Annotated in this window: 16 protein-coding genes; 11 read left to right on the top strand and 5 right to left on the bottom strand. The window is 44.6% G+C overall.

The annotated features are described in order from the left end of the window. Positions 1 to 6 precede the first annotated feature (6 nt). Genes MHH92_RS18060 through MHH92_RS18050 form a run of 3 tightly spaced genes read left to right on the top strand, consistent with a single transcriptional unit; the run spans position 7 to position 2,390 of the window. Positions 7 to 1,308 (top strand): hypothetical protein, encoded by a 1,302-nt coding sequence (locus MHH92_RS18060; protein WP_253501217.1) that lies wholly within the window; start codon positions 7 to 9, stop codon positions 1,306 to 1,308. 32 nt (positions 1,309 to 1,340) lie between these two features. After that, positions 1,341 to 1,763 (top strand): hypothetical protein, encoded by a 423-nt coding sequence (locus MHH92_RS18055; RefSeq protein ID WP_253501215.1) that lies wholly within the window; start codon positions 1,341 to 1,343, stop codon positions 1,761 to 1,763. A gap of 21 nt (positions 1,764 to 1,784) precedes the next feature. Next, positions 1,785 to 2,390 carry an SMI1/KNR4 family protein gene (locus tag MHH92_RS18050; protein WP_340905388.1) on the top strand — a complete coding sequence of 202 codons (606 nt, stop codon included), beginning with the start codon at positions 1,785 to 1,787 and terminating at the stop codon, positions 2,388 to 2,390. 91 nt (positions 2,391 to 2,481) lie between these two features. Here MHH92_RS18050 and MHH92_RS18045 read toward each other — a convergent pair whose 3' ends face one another. Beyond that, positions 2,482 to 2,805, bottom strand: a complete 324-nt coding sequence (locus MHH92_RS18045) for a hypothetical protein (protein WP_253501211.1) — start codon at positions 2,803 to 2,805, stop codon at positions 2,482 to 2,484. Positions 2,806 to 2,913: 108 nt separating this feature from the next. Here MHH92_RS18045 and MHH92_RS18040 point away from each other — a divergent pair, with 108 nt between their 5' ends. Together MHH92_RS18040 and MHH92_RS18035 are read left to right on the top strand one after the other, a co-directional pair. After that, positions 2,914 to 3,963: a leucine-rich repeat domain-containing protein gene (locus MHH92_RS18040; protein ID WP_340905385.1), complete on the top strand. Its 1,050-nt coding sequence runs from the start codon at positions 2,914 to 2,916 to the stop codon at positions 3,961 to 3,963. Between the two features lie 151 nt (positions 3,964 to 4,114). After that, positions 4,115 to 4,960, top strand: coding sequence for a cupin domain-containing protein (locus MHH92_RS18035; protein WP_340905383.1), 846 nt, complete (start codon positions 4,115 to 4,117; stop codon positions 4,958 to 4,960). Positions 4,961 to 5,653: 693 nt separating this feature from the next. Here the strand turns inward: MHH92_RS18035 and MHH92_RS18030 are convergent. Then, positions 5,654 to 6,700, bottom strand: a complete 1,047-nt coding sequence (locus tag MHH92_RS18030; RefSeq protein WP_253501190.1) for an aromatic ring-hydroxylating oxygenase subunit alpha — start codon at positions 6,698 to 6,700, stop codon at positions 5,654 to 5,656. A 409-nt stretch (positions 6,701 to 7,109) separates the two neighbouring features. On the opposite strand from MHH92_RS18030, the gene MHH92_RS18025 reads away from it, so the two are divergent. Both MHH92_RS18025 and MHH92_RS18020 read left to right on the top strand, forming a co-directional pair. Next, complete coding sequence (locus MHH92_RS18025) at positions 7,110 to 7,556, top strand: carboxymuconolactone decarboxylase family protein (RefSeq protein ID WP_017687833.1); 447 nt, start codon at positions 7,110 to 7,112, stop codon at positions 7,554 to 7,556. Between the two features lie 33 nt (positions 7,557 to 7,589). After that, positions 7,590 to 8,525, top strand: a complete 936-nt coding sequence (locus MHH92_RS18020) for a sigma-70 family RNA polymerase sigma factor (protein WP_253501187.1) — start codon at positions 7,590 to 7,592, stop codon at positions 8,523 to 8,525. A 99-nt stretch (positions 8,526 to 8,624) separates the two neighbouring features. Here MHH92_RS18020 and MHH92_RS18015 read toward each other — a convergent pair whose 3' ends face one another. Both MHH92_RS18015 and MHH92_RS18010 read right to left on the bottom strand, forming a co-directional pair. Then, entirely contained in the window at positions 8,625 to 9,578 is a 954-nt protein-coding gene (locus MHH92_RS18015; RefSeq protein WP_340905382.1) for a hypothetical protein, read from the bottom strand. Positions 9,579 to 9,816: 238 nt separating this feature from the next. After that, positions 9,817 to 10,458 carry a spore coat protein gene (locus MHH92_RS18010; protein WP_445744711.1) on the bottom strand — a complete coding sequence of 214 codons (642 nt, stop codon included), beginning with the start codon at positions 10,456 to 10,458 and terminating at the stop codon, positions 9,817 to 9,819. A 364-nt stretch (positions 10,459 to 10,822) separates the two neighbouring features. Here MHH92_RS18010 and MHH92_RS18005 point away from each other — a divergent pair, with 364 nt between their 5' ends. Further along, on the top strand, positions 10,823 to 11,359 hold the full coding sequence (locus MHH92_RS18005) for a hypothetical protein (RefSeq protein ID WP_076250069.1): 537 nt from the start codon (positions 10,823 to 10,825) through the stop codon (positions 11,357 to 11,359). 29 nt (positions 11,360 to 11,388) lie between these two features. After that, entirely contained in the window at positions 11,389 to 12,117 is a 729-nt protein-coding gene (locus tag MHH92_RS18000; protein WP_340905378.1) for a DUF1361 domain-containing protein, read from the top strand. A 140-nt stretch (positions 12,118 to 12,257) separates the two neighbouring features. Here MHH92_RS18000 and MHH92_RS17995 read toward each other — a convergent pair whose 3' ends face one another. Next, entirely contained in the window at positions 12,258 to 13,196 is a 939-nt protein-coding gene (locus MHH92_RS17995) for an alpha/beta fold hydrolase (RefSeq protein ID WP_340905376.1), read from the bottom strand. Between the two features lie 184 nt (positions 13,197 to 13,380). Here MHH92_RS17995 and MHH92_RS17990 point away from each other — a divergent pair, with 184 nt between their 5' ends. Together MHH92_RS17990 and MHH92_RS17985 are read left to right on the top strand one after the other, a co-directional pair. Then, positions 13,381 to 13,974, top strand: a complete 594-nt coding sequence (locus MHH92_RS17990) for a TetR/AcrR family transcriptional regulator (protein WP_340907701.1) — start codon at positions 13,381 to 13,383, stop codon at positions 13,972 to 13,974. A gap of 143 nt (positions 13,975 to 14,117) precedes the next feature. After that, positions 14,118 to 15,140, top strand: a complete 1,023-nt coding sequence (locus MHH92_RS17985) for a serine hydrolase domain-containing protein (protein WP_340905374.1) — start codon at positions 14,118 to 14,120, stop codon at positions 15,138 to 15,140. Positions 15,141 to 15,166: the final 26 nt, after the last annotated feature.

The raw sequence follows: 15,166 nt of genomic DNA, 5'->3' as shown, positions 1-15,166 counted from the left end.
ACACCTATGAGTTGGTTAAAGGAAGACATTGCGGAACAATGGCGCAATGAAGGCAAGCGTTATGCAAGGGATGTCAATGCATTTGTCCGGAGAAGTATGCAGGGAGAGCAACCGGATGAATCCGAGTTGGAGGTAGACTCCAGAAGCGGAATGAGTACTGAAGTATTCCATATGGTGAGACAGGCCAATCTCCATGGTGATGTGGAGGTGCTTCGACATGAGCTACCCGCAGCGACGTGGCCATTGAACGAGGCGTTTCAGGCTTCCATGCAAGCGGTCAAAGTTGTAGGTTATCTGAACGAGGAAACGATTGTATGTAATACGGGGATTTTCACGGAGAATAGTCAGATATATACGATGGATCAGCACGGATGGCAGTTGATCTCTCCATATACTTTTGCAGGTTGCTCAGCGGATGGAATTGACTTTGCGCTTGCAGGACCGGATGGGATTCGTATCATTCGTCAGCCAGATCGCAAGTTGGAAGGACAGGAGATAGCGACATATCAATGGGAAGATATTCAAGCCCGGATACACTCGGCATTAACTCGGATTGAATCACTTGCGGACTGTGAGCATCCCGAACGGACACTTGAAGGACTTATACCTATCGATGAAGGCAAAGCACTACTCATACATTCAAGATACGGGATATATCTCGTCACACAAGCCCAGGTGACCTTGCTTCATCCCGATCTGGCAGAGATCGAAGAGTATGAGCTAGAGGATACACAGATAGATATGGGACATGCAGCTGTATCAAGGGATGGTAGATGGATTGCCTATGGCAGCCAAGGAAGCAATCATATGGTGATGGACCGTCGGCTGAGCAAGACATACTCTCTCTATCCAGAATCGAGCTACCCTCATTATGCAACATTCACCGGTGATAACCAGAACGTCTGGTTTAACGCATGTCATTTCTATAACGGGGTCACCATACAGGTCCCGCTGGAATCAATTGCAGGCAACGAAACGAAGGAAGATTGGCCAGTGATGGATGAGAATGCACGTGTGTATGCAGCAGTGGAAATAGAGGCAGGCATGGTGCTTGGAGATGCATATGGTTATCTGTATTGTGTGAATAACAAGGGAGAGGAAGTATGGCGCCATTTCGTGGGTAGTACGATCTATTCTTTCGCCGTATCACCAGAGCGATCCAAACTTGCAGTTGGCACATATGGTGGCATGCTGCATGTGCTCGATCTTCGTTCCAAAGAAATGGACGAGTACGGGATCGGTACAGGCACTCTTCGTGAGTTGGAGCGGTATGTGTTGTGGCGTGGAGAAGAACTTCTGCGCTGGTGAGGTAGCATTTTGACCTAGTTAGGGGTGAAGGGATGGAACGTGAAGAGGCTGTAACGTTATTAAAATGTCACTCCTTTTCTTATGATGATCTGAGTCATCCCAAGATGGAGAACGGTTTTATTGGCAGTCTGCGGCCTTTCCGTGGACATTTGATTAAGGAGAATTTTCATGAGTTGATGGAGATACTGCGTGTTCTGGCGTCCGAACTTGCACGGCCTTCACTGGATCGGGAAGTCATGGCATGTCTATGGGGAATTACTCATATGGCCCGTGCTTGGGCTGTTGAACCTGAGGGTATGCTTCGCAGCAACAACCTCATTTCGGACGCACAGGTGGCGTTGATGGAACAATGGCTTAATTTGTTGTCTTACGCAGTCATGATTCTGATTGAAGGCGGCGGAGAGGAAGAAGCGTTTTGGGGATATCATCAATATCTACAAGAAGAGAAGAACTGAGATAGGGGAGGTGTGGTGAGATTGGAGCCGAATGTATCGTTAAACGTGCTAATGGACGAGCTGAATCACTTGTTAGATGAGAAAATACAGGATCAAGAGATTCGACAATTGTTTGAAGAATATCAACATCGGGAAGGTGCATCCGAGGAAAGTCTGGATCTATTTGAAAAGGAGTATGGCGTCCGGCTGTCTGGCGATTTTCGTACCTTTTACCAAGGAAAAGACGGCAGTGGTTACGGGTTGCATGTGCTTTACCCCGGTGATGCCGAGGGTGGGCGTTGTACACCCTTTTATCTGATGTCATTGGAAGAGATTCGAGAGACCAAACAATACTTCTGTGAAGTGGATGAGAAGCTTGAAGAGTATTATTCTGCCGAAGAGATCAGCCAGCTGGACCCGGAGATCAAACCATACCTTTTCCATAAACCATGGATTCCTTTTGCAACAATTGCAGGTGGTTCACTGTATCTGATGCTCGATTTTGATCCAACGGCGGAAGGCACGTATGGGCAGATTATTATGTACGTGCACGATCCGGACTTTGTTTATTACCTTACACCTACCTTCACGGATCTCCTCAGCATGTCGAACCGTAATCTGAAGATGATGGATGAGATCACCTATTAAAATCCTGCAAGATTAGACAATTCCTTCAATAATAAAGAAGCTGCCGAAGCAGCTCCTTTATCTGAACAAGTACTTTGAATGAGTCTAATGATTACCACTGGAAGAAACGATGTCCATGAAATCCTCCACCTGGAGGTCCTCCGTGTCCACCTGGACCACCCGGCCCGCCTCCATGAGGTCCGCCTGGATAGCCACCTCCTGGGAAATGACCAGGGTGTCCACCGGGGTAACCACCGCCGGGATATCCACCATGCCACCAAGGACCACCGATCGGATATGGTAGTGGAACAGGAACGATGGGCGGGTATGGATAGGGATAGGGATAAGGGTAAGGATACGGTGGGGGTGACGGATAATAAGGGTAAGGATAACCCGCAGATTGCGGGGATGAAACTGAACCAGGGCCGTATGCCATGTAATAAGCCTCCAATGACTGGATTGATGATATCAGCCTATGCCACAGTGGTTTCAGATGATACAGCAGATTGAAGATTAATGAATAATGAGTAATGAGGGGGAACATATGGTAGCCGTAGATTTTCACACTGATCCAAGAGGAACTGCCTATGAACTGTTGATTGACGAATTGATCGAGAAGGCAGATCGTTTTATGCTTGTAGACAGAAAATATGCTGAGGAAGCTACACCTGAAAGAGTTACTACAGTGTTACGGAGATTGGATCCGTATCTGATTGAAAACAGTACGATGGAAGAAATGATGATGAAAAGTGGCGCCATGTATTCAGAGGGGATTTATTACATATATCGTTGCACGCCGGAATCAGGGCAGATCCTCAAGGAGGAAGCCAACCGCTTTCATGACTGGTGTTATCCATCAATGCCAGATGATCTTTGTTTTTTGAACGAGGATGGAAGTGACTACTTCTACACTGTTGCTCATGAGAATATGTATGGCATGCATATTACACAAGAAGAAGCAATTGAGCTAATGGAGCGAATCACTGGGTTATTTTTTAGATTAGATCGACATCAAGACATTCATTGCTTACTGGACGATGCTATTAGACATCAGACGGATGTGCTGAATATTAGTTCACATTACTTGAAAGAGATTCCGGAACGTATTCGGGAATTAAAGCACTTGAAACGTTTGACAATTTTTGAGCAGGATGTTTATACGCTTCCTCCAGCCCTTTTCGAACTGACATCATTGGAAGAATTGGAGATCATGACGGCGGATCTGGAAGGTATTCACCAAGACATTGGAAAATTGAAACAACTTCGAGAGCTTAGAATTTATTGCGGCAGTTCTTATCATGTTCCGACCGGATGGAAGCCAAAGGAGAAGTCGGATCTTGGTCTGAAACATATTCCATCCGAGATTGGTGAATTGAGCGAACTCGTAACTCTGGATATAGGCTACTCGGGCATACGTGAGCTTCCGCCTGAACTGGAGAAACTAAAGAAACTACGTTATTTGAGTGTAACTAATGGTTTGATCGAGGGAATGCCAGACATGGTTAAGCGAATGAGTTGGCTTCAGAGTGTAAATTTGAACAGTACTCCATTAGGGATTAGTTGGGATGACATCTCCGACGAAGCAGAACTTTAATAGCCAATGAGCCCTGCTCGGGATGTCCGAGTCAGGGATATTTGTTATGCGATGAAAACTTGGCGGAAATGGGCTCACGTATCTGGGCGCTGGGCATAAGCTGGCATATAGGTTATGACCTAAACCGAGAGCGAAGGGCAGGCGTTTTATTTTGGCAACCTCATACATGGATTACACTTTACCAACCACCGAATTTACTTACGATTTGAGCAATAACCCGTTATTCAAGAAGGATGAGAACAACTATATTAACGCTCTTTCCATCAAGCAGTTAAACACACTGGGCAATGTTTCTTTACTGGATATTTTCCTCAACACGGGCAATGTGGTTGAACCACATACGCATCAGAATGCAACGGAGTTGGTATACTGCATCAGCGGTGCGGCAGTTGTTTCCCTCATTAATCCATTTACCAACGAGCTTCTTCATTTCCCGATTACTCCGGGGCAGGTGGCTAACGTTCCTCAAGGCTGGTGGCACTATGAAGTGGCCACTGCAGATCACACGCACTTACTCGCAATCTTTGATGCTCCGGTTCCTGAAGCGATATTTGGCTCAGACACCTTACGTCTTACACCTGCAAAACTTTTGGCTTATACGTACTGTCTGGATGAGAAAAAAGTTCAAGAAGCACTTGCTCCCATTCAAAAAACAGTGATTATTGGCCCGCCGGCAGATTGCCAGCCTTCAATTGCTCCTGCCTCTAACAGTGCTCCAAATGTGAATCATCAGCCTTACGTAATGCCTAATGTACAACCCAATGTACAGCCAAACATGCAACCAAACACACAACCAAACACACAACCAAACACACAACCCAATGTACAACCAAACATGCAGCCCAATACACAGCCAAACAACCAACCAAACATGCAACCTTACGTGAACCGTCTTCCGTACTGGGGCACTTGGGTTGATCCACGTATTATTCATGAGCCGGGCTGTCCGTATTATAGAGAGCTTCCTATGAATACGAATAATCAAGAGGACAGATGACGGTCATGAGGCGAGGTTTATCTAATACACATAAGTATTTCAGTTAAATTAGGTATAGCAAAAGAAGCGTCCGCAAAGGAACGCTTCTTTTGTTGATTAAAGGTGTCTTCAAACCTGCTGAAAGCCGATGCATACCTGAACGTGTCCGGAGCATGGAGTGCTAACGAATCGTAGGCGTCTTAATCAAGGATTTAAGGCGTGCCCAAAAATCTAAAGAATCTGAGACACGTTATATCAGAATAAAAAGCCGTATGAAGTGTTTTATCGGGGGATTTTGGAAATAACGAGTCTGAGGTTCCTTACAATTTTAAATGAGGACCTAGAGGCCAAATAAGATGGCCTGAGTTCCTAAGAAAATTTTCAACCCATTCCCCAGAGACCGCAGGATAGTACTTCAAGACTTTTTAGGCGCGACATCCATCATCGATAGCTTGCCTGAGATTGAAGAACACCTACATAAGTTCAACTAAACATTTACACGATAGCGGAGAGGGCAGAAATAACTTGAAGAAGCGGAGCGTTCGCCTAAAAGCTTTCTAAAAGAAAGCTACATCGAAAGCATACGCTATCACCGGATTTTCCCTATGAAAAAATGGAATAAAAAATCTGGGGATAACAGCGATCGTAAGGTTATTCTGCCATCGGAGTGCCAGTGTAAATATATTCATTAGTTGAACTTATATATGATTTAATTTACGATGTGTAATTTCGTCCCAAACCAATCTCCGTTAATAATTGACGATAAGCTATCGAAGTACGGTCCGCAGGAATATGGGCCTCGGCATACAGATCAAGGGGTAGATCCTCCGGTTTCTGTGACTCGACCATCTCGCGGTCTTCTTCAAATACCTGCAAGTTGAACTTGATTGTGTCTTCAATCGGAGCGTCTTTGTCAAAGTTGCGTGTGATTGGACAGAATAAACGTGTATAACGGGCAGAGATTGGCGAAGCACAATTCAGAATATTTAGCTTGTCGTCTCCTGGGAAATGTACCGTAAGAGAAGCCGCAAAAGGTGGGAACACTCGAAACTCGCGCAGCCATTGGAAACCTTCAGGTGCAACAAGATCTTGCCCTTTGCCATAGTTACTTACAGTACTCCAATACTCCGCCAGTAACTCATTACCTTCGCGTTTCACTTTGTATTGGGGGACTTCGGTGTTGTTTCGATCACCAAACGTCTCGGTATGCACATAGGCAAAATGGGATACATCCAGGAAACCCTCCATTTGTCGTCCAGAGGATCCAGCAATGTCAAAGTTGGGTGGCAAAATATTGATATAATCCGGATCATCCCATCCAGGGAAGGAAGGGATCTGTTCTTCCGTTCCTGCCAAAGTGGTCCAGATCAAGCCATAACGTTCGACTGCCGGGTACACGATAAGTTTGAGCTTAGGCGAGATCTTGGAGCTTGGGTGCGCAGGTACTGCGGTACATTTTCCTTCACAATTATAACGGAAACCATGATAAGGGCAGACAATCTCGCCATTTTCTACCCAGCCTTTACTAAGTGGGGCCCCGCGGTGAAAACAAAGATCCTTGGCTACCACAATCTGATCATTGCTGCGGTAGAGAACAAGCTTCATATCGAGTAATTGAGCAGCCAAGGGTTTGTCTGTTACTTCGGTTGCTTGGGCTATAGGGTACCAATATTGGGATAATACATGCCAGTCTTCGGCGGTAAACGTACAGCCTCTAGGCAATTCGGACGTCATTGTATGGTTTGCGTTGGAAGTTATCATAGGAAACACTCCTTGCTGATATGGATAAGCGATTCGCTTTTTTGTGTCAGAAAAGTTAACTTGATTAGCCGTATGTTACTACTCTTTTGGTCAAAATATCAATATATCCAACCTACTTTTGGTTGAAATTACAAACGGTACAGCAAAAACCGTACATGAATACGGGAAAACGCGGATTTTTCTTACATTAGATGTTAATTGTAGAAAAGAGAACAACCTTTCCAGTATCTTTTTCCATTACTGATTATTAACTCCATGGAGGTTGTCCTGTCATCAGAATCTCAGTGTGAATATTCGTTTGTTGAGCAACCATTCTTGTGGGCATAAAAAGATTTTCGCAAAGAATGTCACAGATCCCAGCCGTCATTTGTCTACAGTGTGTAAACCAAATGACGGAGGCGAATGAGAAATGAATTTAAGAACGAATTACAGAGTAGCGAGTCCAGGTGCTTTTAAAGCGATGATGGCAATGGAGCAATATATATCCGGGCAATTTGAAAATAAAGTATTGTATGAGCTGTTAAAAATCCGAGTGTCCCAGATTAATGGCTGCGCCTTTTGTCTCGATATGCATGCCAAAGATCTGATGAAACTGGGAGATTACGCGGATCATATTCTTTTGCTAAGTGTGTGGCGTGAAGTGGCTTTCTTCACGGATCAAGAACGTGTTATGCTGGAGCTGGCTGAAGCGGTGACCCGAATCTCGGAACACGGTGTACCCCTTGCGTTGTACGATAAGGTTCGTGAACATTTCAGTGAATCCGAACTGGTGGATCTGATCTTGGCCATTAACACGATTAATAACTGGAACCGGATTGCGATCACAACTGGGATGTATCCGGGTTGCTTTAACTAAAATACACGCATCATGCCAGAGGGGGCCATTCTTATGAATTCCAATCTCCACGCCAATGAGCCAGATGTGTCTTCTCTGGATGTTGGTGAGTTGTATATTCGTTATAAAAAATATGCATTTTCAATAGCTTACCGCATGTTGGGCAGTGTGGTAGAAGCTGAAGATATTGTGCAGGATTGCTTTGCGGGGATTCAGAGCACGTCTACTCAGGATATTCGTAATCCCAAGTCCTACATCGCCAGATTGATTGTGAACCGAAGTTTGAATCTGCTAAATTCCGCCCGTAATCAGCGGGAAAGTTATGTTGGTGAGTGGCTGCCAGAGCCGATCGGTGACAGTGAAGAGGCGAACATGCCAGAGGAAACGATGGAGAAAAAAGAGCTGATCTCCTACGCCTATCTGGTCATGTTGGAGCGTCTATCGCCCATGGAACGGGCTGTTTTTGTCCTTCGTGAAGCGTTCCGATATGATTATTCCGAAATAGCGGATTGGCTGGGCAAAACGGAGAGTAACTGTCGTCAAATCTTTAGCCGCGCCAGACGAAATCTGCCTGAAAGACTTCCGCCGATCGAGCAGAGTGATGCGGATATGATAGCCAAAGGTGAATTGCTGAGCCGTTTTACAACGGCTTTCCTTCGTTATGACGTCTCTGCCATGCTGGAGTTACTGGCAGATCAGCCTGTATTTACAGCAGATGGCGGTGGCGTTGTGCATACCGTTATGAGAACAATGAATGTGCACAAAGGTGTGCTTGCACTCCTGACCTCACGGCGAGTCCTTACGCGATTACGTGAGAGAGAATGGGTACCGATGTGGATCAATGGCGAACTTCAACTCGCGTTGATGAAAGAAGGGCAGTTGTCCGAGGTACTCTGTTTGGAGTTGGACGCTTCTGGAGAGCGGATTGAGGGAGTGTATCTCGTCGTAAATCCGAACAAACTTACATCAATAGACACTTCAACTCATTGATCCAAACGTAACGACTTGATATGTAAACTTAAAAGCGACAACCTCTGTCACGAGGATTGCCGCTTTTTTGGCATTCACATTTTGCGATTCAGCATCCGATTATTTACGGGCAAATTGTTGTTGAACAGGTTCAATGATTGCTCTGACTTCAGGTGTAAGCTCATCATTGTTCTGATTGAGAACCAGTAAAATCTTTTCCATAGTGTCCAGAAGAACACTCTCCGTATTGGGCTCCCGCTTAGCCAAAGCTTTCTCGTAAGCCTTTTTCACCTCAGGGTCCATGGTGCGGATTTCTTCGTCCGTGTACCAATCATAAGCAGGCGTGTTGTCACTTCCATAAAAGAGATAATCCACAAATAACCCTTGCTTCACTGCTGATGTGCGATTGGAATTCGGGAAGTTGTTCAAAAAGGCTTCTTTCTCCAATGCACGCTGGATTAATTCGTTCCAAGAGATGATAATGCCCCCATCTGAAGTCGTCATTTGGTTGGACTCGGTAGCCATAATATTAATGTATGCAGCAATATCAGCCTTAACAAAAAGTTTGAACTTTTGATATATCTCATAATTGATGATGGGGTAATACAAGCCTTCACTGGTTTCCAGTTTGAACCCGAGATCTGATGCTTCCTGCAGAAGCTTCCTCACTGTCGGATCTTTAATTTCTTTGAGCAGACGACTATATGTAAGCTTCTGTTCGTAACCAAGTTGTTCATGGGCTTGAGATATGGCCTGTTGAAATTGTTCCGTATACATTTGGTAGTCCATATTAGCCAATTTCACGTTTTGCATGTTCTCCAGTTGCAGCGTCATTAGTGTGGCCTGCCAAGGGCCGACTTTATCGATATGATTCATCAGGTATTTACGCGCTTTAACCAGACTTTCTGTGGACTTCACTGCTTCTGTTCGATAGGTTTGGAACTGATGATACACCGCTTTGGAAGCGGGGACAGGTGCAGCTAGTGTTGTTGAAGGTGTGAGTGTTGCGCCAATGGCAGTACAGCCGAGAGCCATAGCTAGTAAACCAAGTTTAGCAGGTTGCTTCCATCTCATTTGTATACCTCCCCATAATGAAGAAAAAGCCGTTTGAATTTTCTTATAACTGCATTTTACCGTATTTTATATGTATGATCCGTATGTTGAATATGAGTTCTGTCTTTGATTAAACCAGTTTCTGGTAAGCGAATCAAGAGTCTTCAGTAGGAAAATGATTACAAATAATGAAAGAACAGCCCCTAAAACCCGAAAGGGTTAAAGAGACTGTTCTAGGTATTCGGACTTTATTCTCTAATTAATGGAGTGGTTTATTGTTAATAGGCATCTGAGGTGCTCCGGTTGCTGGAATGTATGCCTGAAGCATCTGTTGTGTATCACTTAGAGTGAGCTGAGGTACTTGATAATACGCGTTTTTATTCTGGAACATGAAAATTTCATAGGCCATCTCGATAAAATGTTGGATCTGCGAAGCGATGACCCGGCGAACCGTTCCATTTGTGATCTCGCTACAGGACATGCCGAGCAGACTCGCATGTGACTTGATCAGTCCCAGCATATGAGCGCTAATCCCGGCATCCTTTACATCAGCTAAGCTCTGGTTTGGTTTTTTCGGTGCTGATGGCTTAAGGCCATATACCGGTGGTACCATGTTGGGGATCATATAGGTAGCTGTCTCTTGATGAGGCTTCTGTCCGGATGCAAAACACTCTGCTGTCAGATTGTACTGGGATAATATGAAGTTGTACTGCCGGTCCAGAATGCCAATCAGTTCCTGGCTCTGCACAAAAGTACGAAAGATCATGTATTGATCCAGCACGTTAATGGTGGAGGACAGAATCTCATGTACATCAAACATCTCATGGCCACCATGATTCATGTTAGGGGTGACATTTGGATTAGCATTCAATCTGGGTTGTACTACATTCTGAGGGTTCATGGAATTTGGATTCATTGTAAATTTGATTCTCCTTTGGTAAATGGTATGATTCTATATAAGTTGAACGAAAGAATATTTACACTTGCCACTCCGATGACAGAACAACCTTCCGATCGCTGTTTTCCCCAGATTTTTAATTCAATTTTACAAAGGTGAAAATCCGGTGATAAGCTTATGCTTCCGAAGTAGCTTTCTTGTAGAAAGCGCTTTTAGCGAACGCTTCACTTCTTCAGGTTCTTTCTGTCCTCTACGTTCTCGTGCAAATGTATAGTTCAACTTCTATAGTATGCTTGGAAAGTAGTAAACTTATGTAAAGTGTTAAGAGTATACGCACAAATAGGAACAGGTATGGTGGTGGTTAAGGATGGAAGAGACCGATTGGGGTGTAGCAAAGGATTTGTTCGTCAAACATTATGGGAGCGCTATACAGATGCATCGAGAAGGCGTGTATGCCGACTATAAGCGATGGGACGTACCCCAAGAGTTAGAGGAACAATGGATAGGGGAGCGAATCCAACAATTAAGTTCCGAGCTGTCTATCATGAATTGGGATGCGGTGGATGAACTTGCGTTGATTGCCAAACATCGAACAGAACCAAGTATAATTAAGGCTATTACAGCATTTGCTTCAAGACAATTGAAGAGTGCGGACAGTATGGTTCGTCTCGTGTATGCTGAACGTCTGATTGAGCTGATCAAACGGTATGAATCCTCTCTGCCGATGGACAAGTTACGGGAAACCTATCAACTGACGATGGATTTGCTGGTTGATGTGGCGACTAAACCGCTGGTGCTTGATCCGGGGCATGAATTACAGCAGTATGGATTAAAGGATAAGCGAGGATTGAATTTGCGAGTTGAAAAGAATAAGGAAGAAATCATCCGCTATTTTCGAAACTAATTGAATTTTACCAAGTGAGGTCAGAATCATTGAGAAAACTGAATTATATTCGCATATTTATTTTCCTTAGTGTGGTCACAATAGTAACGCTTGGCTTGTACTATGTAGCCGCAGATTGGCTGGATCAGCGTTATTTCCGCTTCCTGATCTGGAATCTGTTCTTGGGCTGGATTCCTTTTGTGTTCTCTTATGCAGCCTATCTTCTAAGTGATGTGAAATGGAAAGGTGCCGCATGGCTTGCAGTTGCAAGTGGTCTGCTGTGGTTGTTATTTTTCCCGAACTCTTCTTACATTGTTACGGATCTGGTTCATCTGACAGCGAGAAGTTCCCGGTATTATGGTGGAAACGGGGTGGACTACACGTATTGGTACGACTTAAGTGTTGTATTAATGTTTGTCTGGACTGGACTTCTGCTTGGATTCCTGTCGATGTATCAGCTTCAGGAAGTGATCTATCACCGAATTGGACGATGGGCATCCTGGATCTTTGTACTGGTTGGCAGTGCTTTGGGAAGTTACGGGGTATTGCTTGGACGTGTATATCGACTGAATAGCTGGGATGCACTGACGAATCGCGAGACGCTGATTGAACTGATGCACGAAAGTGTAAGCCGTCCTTCTCTGGCGTTTTGCCTGTTTTTTGGCACGTTTATCACTACAATCTATGCCACATTGTATTATCTGATCAACACGAGGGCTCCCCGTGAAATGAAGAAGAGTGCAGGAAGTCCTGAGTCGGACCTGCAAGCGTTACGCTAACATTTGTTTTCTTAAGGCCGAACTCATTAGAACTAATCTTAATGTATATTACTTAAAGGGCTGTCCTAGTCATACACATGGCTATCGGAACAGCCCTTTAACATTGGATCGATCGCAGGATGTTCTGAAGAAAAATATCTCTACTTATCAGAGATTAGCTCAAGGATTGTTTTCACAACCAGTTCAGGTTCATCGTGAATAATCATATGCCCACTGCGGGTGGCCACAATGAGCTGACTATCCTTCGATATATTCAACATGTTCCGTTGCCCCGATTGCCATATGGATTCGAGCTTCTGCCCAATGTCAACCGGAATCCCTGCACTAGCATAGTCTTGAAGACGTCCGCGTGCAATGATACGTACAGGGATTGATCCAAGACTTTGGCCACGAATGGCATCTTCTGTTGAATGGGCGTGGAGGGCTTCTTCTTCTTTGGAGTGAAAATAGGAAGGGGTAGCAATCACATTAACAAAAGTATCCCGATCTTGCTTGGCAACCAGACCATCAAGCATAAAGTCTGGAAATAATCTGAAAGCGCCAGATACCTTCAGTAAAGATAACAAAGAGGCAGGCGGGTTTCCCTGAAACTGAGCCTGTTCCAACAAAGCCTTTGTGTTCCGTTCATCATCCTCAGGTCGCGCATCAATGAGGACAAGGCTCTGAACCTCATTTGAATAGGTCTGTGCAAAGAGTCTAGCATACATACCCCCAAGAGAATGACCTACCATAACGTAAGGGCCGCGTATGTTCTCCTTCTCCAGAGCAGCATGTAAATCTTTGACGATATTTGCACCTGTACGTTCTGTAGGTGCAGATTCACTCCAGGCATATCCCGCGCGATCATACGTGACCACCGTTGCATGTTGGGCTAGTTCCACAGGAATGTCTCTCCACGACAAACTGGTTTCACCACTTCCAGCCTCCATAAGTATGGTCGGTGAACCATTGCCTTGTTTATGAATGTGTAGTTGGTAACCGCCGACTTGAACTAACGTACCTGGAGGTGGAAAGTCCTTTTTGGCCTGCGAGGAAGCAAACCACTCATAGAGGAATGCGGCACCTATCAGTAGTAGCATTGTGCAGAATAACCTTACTATGAAGGTGAAAACTCTGAAATTCTTGCGTGTTGAGGCTGGGGTAGTTGTATGCATGATCTTATGAATTCCTCTCCTACAGCTGTTTTTATATTTTAGTACAATGTATTAAAAAGATTATAGCACAGTGTATTACAAAAAGAGAAGTTTGTTGTATAATGTTGTCATGCCAAAAATCGTAGATCATGAAGCTCAAAGGAAAATCGTTGCTGATGCAGCAATCCGGGTCATTCAAGAGCATGGACTTGAGCATGCTACCGTTCGGAATATAGCAAAGGAAGCGGGACTATCTGTAGGTTCCATGCGTCATTATTTTGCCACACAGGCCGAATTGTTCACCTTTTGCATGAATCTTTTTGCAGAACGGGTACAGAAAAGGGTGGAGGCATTACAGATGAGTGGATCTGTACTGCTGGATATGAAGAATCTGCTCTTGCAATTTCTCCCGTTGGACGAAGACAGAATGATGGAAATGGAGGTCTGGTTTTCGTTTACAGCCAAATTATTGGAGTACCCCGAATTAAAAAAGTTAAGTGATCAGATGCATCAGGGGATGTATCGGTCTGTTCAGTGGGTGATACAGGAGTTGCAGAAGCAGGAGATGACACATCCTGAACTGGATGCCGAGATGGAGATAGAGAAGTTATATGCTCTGGTGGATGGGCTCGCAATACATATGTTAATGCAGCCAGATAGACTTACGGTAAAACGAGTGGAACAAGTGATTGAACAGCATTTGAGCATGCTTTGTCAAACCTAATCTTACGTTGTCTAAAGAAGGGTTATTTCCTTTCATAAGGGAGTAATCCTTCTTTTTATGAAAATTTGGCAGGTATGCAGGATATGACGAAGAATTAAGAATGAGAATGTAATGAATACATAGACAAGTAGGTGAACAACAAAATGTTGAATCCAGTAGAGCTGACAACAAAAGTAGAAGAAGTCATGGAACGCGTGAATTTTTCGGGTGTTGTATTACTCCAGCAAGCCGGGAAAACCCTTTTGAATATGAAACGTGGTTATGCGAATCGCAGTGAAGAGCTTGCCAATCAGGTGGACACACGCTTTGGAATTGCATCAGGATGTAAGATCTTCACGGCAGTGAGTGTATGCCAACTGATTGAAGCAGGCAAGTTGTCTGCGGATTCCAAGCTTACGGATGTGTTGGATTTGGAGTTTCCACTGTGGGACGAAGGGATCACCATCCAGCAGTTGTTAACACACACGTCAGGCATTCCGGATTATTTCGATGAAGAAGTGATGGAAGACTTTTCAGAATTGTGGAAAGACAGACCCGTCTACGCGATGCGGCGATTAAGAGACTTTCTGCCCATGTTTCAGCATCTGCCGATGAAGTTTGCTCCGGGTGAACGTTTTCACTACAACAATGCGGGTTTCATTGTGCTGGGGCTTATCGTGGAACAACATTCAGGACTGTCGTTTACAGATTATGTGGAAGAGCACATTTTCAAAAGGTGTGGCATGAAGGACTCCGGTTATTTCGTAACAGATCAGCTCCCGCGTAACACAGCTTTAGGGTATATCGATCATGAAGATGGCTCTTGGAACACCAATATGTTCTCCATTCCTGTCAAAGGTGGATCAGATGGTGGGGCCTATGTTACGGCACCGGATATGATTCGATTTTGGGAGGCTTTGCTGGGTCACCAATTGTTGAATGAAGAGACGACAAAGCAGTTATTAACTCCACGTGCTCATCAAGAGGATGAAGAGTATTATGGGCAGGGTATCTGGATTGACCGCAAGGAGGAAGACATTTTCAAACTTCATGTCATGGGATTCGATCCAGGGGTGTCGTTCATGTCTTCCGTGTATCCGGACTATGGTCTACAACTGGTTGTGGTCTCTAATCAAGAGTCTGGTCCATATCCAATAACAATTGCTATCGAAGAAGCTTTGGCATGACGAATAAACCCTCAACCAATGGTCAG

The sequence above is a fragment of the Paenibacillus sp. FSL M7-1414 genome, from assembly GCF_038003195.1.
In the GTDB taxonomy this organism is placed as follows: domain Bacteria; phylum Bacillota; class Bacilli; order Paenibacillales; family Paenibacillaceae; genus Paenibacillus; species Paenibacillus amylolyticus.
Note: the sequence above shows the minus strand (reverse complement) of the source record. Positions and strands in the feature narration are given on the sequence as shown.

Bases quoted from the DNA above. Each gene is read 5' to 3' on its own strand.
- MHH92_RS17990 (WP_340907701.1), top strand. From the start codon at position 13,381: ATGCCAAAAATCGTAGATCATGAAGCTCAAAGGAAAATCGTTGCTGAT.
- MHH92_RS18060 (WP_253501217.1), top strand. From the start codon at position 7: ATGAGTTGGTTAAAGGAAGACATTGCGGAACAATGGCGCAATGAAGGC.
- MHH92_RS18030 (WP_253501190.1), bottom strand. From the start codon at position 6,700: ATGATAACTTCCAACGCAAACCATACAATGACGTCCGAATTGCCTAGA.
- MHH92_RS18040 (WP_340905385.1), top strand. From the start codon at position 2,914: ATGGTAGCCGTAGATTTTCACACTGATCCAAGAGGAACTGCCTATGAA.
- MHH92_RS18020 (WP_253501187.1), top strand. From the start codon at position 7,590: ATGAATTCCAATCTCCACGCCAATGAGCCAGATGTGTCTTCTCTGGAT.
- MHH92_RS18005 (WP_076250069.1), top strand. From the start codon at position 10,823: ATGGAAGAGACCGATTGGGGTGTAGCAAAGGATTTGTTCGTCAAACAT.
- MHH92_RS18045 (WP_253501211.1), bottom strand. From the start codon at position 2,805: ATGGCATACGGCCCTGGTTCAGTTTCATCCCCGCAATCTGCGGGTTAT.
- MHH92_RS18025 (WP_017687833.1), top strand. From the start codon at position 7,110: ATGAATTTAAGAACGAATTACAGAGTAGCGAGTCCAGGTGCTTTTAAA.
- MHH92_RS17995 (WP_340905376.1), bottom strand. From the start codon at position 13,196: ATGCTACTACTGATAGGTGCCGCATTCCTCTATGAGTGGTTTGCTTCC.
- MHH92_RS18010 (WP_445744711.1), bottom strand. From the start codon at position 10,458: ATGAACCCTCAGAATGTAGTACAACCCAGATTGAATGCTAATCCAAAT.
- MHH92_RS17985 (WP_340905374.1), top strand. From the start codon at position 14,118: ATGTTGAATCCAGTAGAGCTGACAACAAAAGTAGAAGAAGTCATGGAA.
- MHH92_RS18015 (WP_340905382.1), bottom strand. From the start codon at position 9,578: ATGAGATGGAAGCAACCTGCTAAACTTGGTTTACTAGCTATGGCTCTC.
- MHH92_RS18055 (WP_253501215.1), top strand. From the start codon at position 1,341: ATGGAACGTGAAGAGGCTGTAACGTTATTAAAATGTCACTCCTTTTCT.